This window comes from Vicinamibacteria bacterium (assembly GCA_035620555.1).
GTDB lineage: Bacteria > Acidobacteriota > Vicinamibacteria > Marinacidobacterales > SMYC01 > DASPGQ01.
Window position 1 is genome coordinate 1 of record DASPGQ010000736.1, and the last position, 2,090, is coordinate 2,090.

The 2,090-nt window shown below is 64.8% G+C and carries 3 protein-coding genes; all 3 read right to left on the bottom strand.

Going from position 1 to position 2,090, the window contains the following annotated elements; translation table 11 throughout:
- The coding region (locus tag VEK15_29595) for an amidohydrolase family protein (GenBank protein HXV64889.1) at positions 1 to 771 on the bottom strand (771 nt) is incomplete at its 3' end.
- Complete coding sequence (gene hutI / locus VEK15_29600) at positions 768 to 1,943, bottom strand: imidazolonepropionase (GenBank protein HXV64890.1); 1,176 nt, start codon at positions 1,941 to 1,943, stop codon at positions 768 to 770. The genes VEK15_29595 and hutI, both read right to left, overlap by 4 nt.
- 10 nt (positions 1,944 to 1,953) lie before the next feature.
- Positions 1,954 to 2,090, bottom strand: a 137-nt coding sequence (locus tag VEK15_29605; protein HXV64891.1) for a hypothetical protein, incomplete at its 5' end; no start/stop codon positions are given.

Here is a 2,090-nt window from a genome sequence, read left to right on the forward strand (position 1 = left end):
GAGGTGATCCAACAGAAGCGCCAGGGGCCGCTTGCCGTAGCGGGCGACCGACGCCTCGATCTCGCGCTCCTGCTCCTCGACGTGCATGTGGAAGACGAGCCCCCTCTCGCGTGCCCACCGGTGTAAGGCCACGGCCGCTTCGATGGGAACGGCACGGATGCTGTGGGCCGCGATGCCGAGTGACTGGCTTCTGGAGTCGAGTCCGGGGAACAGTCGTTCCAGGCTTGCGACGAACGCCTCGACCGAAGCCGAGCCGAATCGTGCCTGCGCCCCCTGGAGCGGTTCGCCCACGTCGCCCGTCAAGTAGCATACGTCCAGAAGGACGATCCGGATGCCGGCCTCGCGCGCCGCGTCGAGGACGACTCGATCGAGCTCGTATTCGTCGCCCGAAGGTGGGTGGTGGAGATAATGGAACTCACCCACACTGGTGATGCCCGCGCGGACCATCTCGCGAAACGCCAGAAGGCTTTGCCGATGAAACTCGCGGGCATCCATCCGATCGACGAGACGATACATTTGCTCGCGCCAGGACCAGAACGTGCCGCTCTCGCGCGGAAACGTTTCGGTCTTTCCCCTCAGCCCACGCTGAAAGGCATGGGAGTGTGCGTTCACCATGCCGGGTAGAAGGACTTCACCCGGCAGTCTCTCGGCCGTTTGGGCGAAGGACTCCCCGATGCGTCCGAAAGTGCCATCGTCCAGGATCTCGATCTGATGGCGGGAGCGGAAGCATGAAGGAAGCCAAACGAAGTCGGGCTCGACGATTCGGCTCATGATCTCTCGTAGACGATGTGACCCTTCTTGATGACCGCCCTGACCGCGTTACGGCCGACCTGACAGAGCCACTCTTCGACGCTCGGCACATCGAGCAGCACCAGATCGGCCTGCATTCCTTCTCGGATGGTACCGATGCGGTCTCCGCGCCGGAGCGCAGCCGCCGCGGTCTCCGTCGCTGCCACGAGAGCTTCGCCCGGTGTCATTCTCATTTGGGTGCAGGCGATCGACAGTACGAGGGGAAGCGACTCCACCATCGACGAGCCGGGGTTGTAATCCGTTGCGATCGCGACGGGCACGCCGGCGTCGAGAAGGCGTCGCGCGGGGGCCTGAGTCACCCCCAGATAGAACGAGCATCCGGGCAACAGACCCGCAATCACCGACCCTTCCTTCAACGCGGCGATTCCGCCGTCGTCGATGTGCTCGAGATGTTCGGCGCTCACGGCACCCACCTCGGCCGCGAGACGGGACGCCCCCATTTGCGAGAGCTGGTCGGCGTGTATCTTGGGAAGAAGACCGTGGCGCTTGCCCGCTTCGAGCACTCGCCGTGATTCCTCGATCGTGAAAGCGGACTCTTCGCAGAACGCGTCGCAGAACTCCGCCAGGCCCTCCTGGGCGACGCGACCCATCAGCTCGTCACTGGTAACGAGATCGATGTAGTCGTCGCGGCGATCGCGATAATCGGCGGGCAGGGTATGCGCGCCGAGAAATGTAGGGACGAGCTCGATGGGCTGCATCTCCGACAGCTTCCGGACCGCCTCGAGCATCTTGAGCTCGTTCGGTCCGTCGAGGCCGTAACCGCTCTTCACTTCGATCGTCGTAACGCCGTAGGTCAGCATGCGCGAAAGACGCTCGAGGGCAAGCTCCACGAGCTCGTCGAGGCTCGCCCGGCGGACGGCGGCGACCGTGCTGAGAATGCCTCCACCCGCTCTCGCGATCTCGAGGTACGTTCTTCCCGACGCCCTCAGGGCGAACTCGTGAGCGCGCACGCCGGCAAATACGAGGTGCGTGTGGGAGTCGATGAGTCCCGGAATGACCGCGCCACCGCGGGCGTCGAGGACCGTCGCCCCTTCGGGGGTCTCGGCCGAGATCGCGCCGATGCGACCATTCTCGATCGCAAGGCCCGTCCCCGCGGCGCCAAAGAGCTCTCCGATATTCCGGATGAAGAGCATAGAAAGCTAGCTAGACGAGCTTCACGCCGCGCTCACGCGCCACCTCGATCGCTCGCTCGTAGCCGGCATCGGCATGGCGGAAGATCCCCATCGCCGGGTCGGCGGTCAAAACGCGCTCGAGCCTCCGGGCTGCCGCCTCGGTCCCGT

Bases quoted from the DNA above. Each gene is read 5' to 3' on its own strand.
- hutI (HXV64890.1), bottom strand. From the start codon at position 1,943: ATGCTCTTCATCCGGAATATCGGAGAGCTCTTTGGCGCCGCGGGGACG.